The sequence below is a fragment of the Vibrio sp. A11 genome (assembly GCF_013048705.1).
Classification (GTDB): Bacteria; Pseudomonadota; Gammaproteobacteria; order Enterobacterales; family Vibrionaceae; genus Vibrio; species Vibrio metschnikovii.
Genome location: NZ_VHSI01000047.1, coordinates 1 through 1,705, shown reverse-complemented (window position 1 = coordinate 1,705; position 1,705 = coordinate 1). Strand labels below are relative to the sequence as shown.

General features: G+C 49.5%; 1 rRNA gene. It reads left to right on the top strand.

The window, feature by feature from the left end:
- Positions 1–212 precede the first annotated feature (212 nt).
- A 23S ribosomal RNA gene (locus FKQ60_RS17170) occupies positions 213–1,705 on the top strand; the annotation flags it as partial.

Here is a 1,705-nt window from a genome sequence, read left to right as displayed (position 1 = left end):
GTTACTTGTAAAGTTCTCAATCTTTATCTTTTGATAAAGACCAAAAATACACATTCAAGTGTGCTTGGTGAAAAACATCTTCGGATGCTTTTCAAAATTGAGTCCGGCAAAATCTGTCTCGCACTCATGTAAATTAAACGCGAGACAACTTGGTCGCTTGTTTGTTTTCACTTTCGTGAAAGCAAGAAGCCAAAGACCCTTTGGGGTTGTATGGTTAAGTGACTAAGCGTACACGGTGGATGCCTAGGCAGTCAGAGGCGATGAAGGACGTATTAACTTGCGATAAGCGTAGATGAGGCAGTAAAAGCCACTTGAGTCTACGATTTCCGAATGGGGAAACCCAAGTGCATAAGCACTTATCGCTGCGTGAATACATAGCGCAGCGAGGCAAACCGGGGGAACTGAAACATCTAAGTACCCCGAGGAGAAGAAATCAACCGAGATTCCGAAAGTAGCGGCGAGCGAAATTGGATTAGCCCTTAAGCTTTATTGGTGTCAGGCGAAGTGCTCTGGAAAGGCACGCGATACCGGGTGATAGCCCCGTAGCCGTTAACGCCAGTAAAGTGAAATCGAGTAGGGCGGGACACGTGATATCCTGTCTGAATATGGGGGGACCATCCTCCAAGGCTAAATACTCCTGACTGACCGATAGTGAACCAGTACCGTGAGGGAAAGGCGAAAAGAACCCCTGTGAGGGGAGTGAAATAGAACCTGAAACCGTGTACGTACAAGCAGTAGGAGCCTCTTTAATGGGGTGACTGCGTACCTTTTGTATAATGGGTCAGCGACTTATATTCAGTGGCAAGGTTAACCAAATAGGGGAGCCGTAGGGAAACCGAGTCTTAACTGGGCGTTCAGTCTCTGGATATAGACCCGAAACCGGGTGATCTAGCCATGGGCAGGTTGAAGGTTGAGTAACATCAACTGGAGGACCGAACCGACTAATGTTGAAAAATTAGCGGATGACTTGTGGCTAGGGGTGAAAGGCCAATCAAACTCGGAGATAGCTGGTTCTCCCCGAAAGCTATTTAGGTAGCGCCTCGGACGAATACTACTGGGGGTAGAGCACTGTTAAGGCTAGGGGGTCATCCCGACTTACCAACCCTTTGCAAACTCCGAATACCAGTAAGTACTATCCGGGAGACACACGGCGGGTGCTAACGTCCGTCGTGAAGAGGGAAACAACCCAGACCGCCAGCTAAGGTCCCAAAGTATTGCTAAGTGGGAAACGATGTGGGAAGGCTTAGACAGCTAGGATGTTGGCTTAGAAGCAGCCATCATTTAAAGAAAGCGTAATAGCTCACTAGTCGAGTCGGCCTGCGCGGAAGATGTAACGGGGCTAAGCAATACACCGAAGCTGCGGCAATGCGATTTATCGTATTGGGTAGGGGAGCGTTCTGTAAGCCGTTGAAGGTGAACTGTAAGGTTTGCTGGAGGTATCAGAAGTGCGAATGCTGACATGAGTAACGACAAGGGGGGTGAAAAACCTCCCCGCCGGAAGACCAAGGGTTCCTGTCCAACGTTAATCGGGGCAGGGTAAGTCGACCCCTAAGGCGAGGCCGAAAGGCGTAGTCGATGGGAAACGGGTTAATATTCCCGTACTTCTTATGAATGCGATGGGGGGACGGAGAAGGCTAGGTGGGCCAGGCGACGGTTGTCCTGGTTCAAGTGCGTAGGCTAAGAGACTAGGTAAATCCGGTTTCTT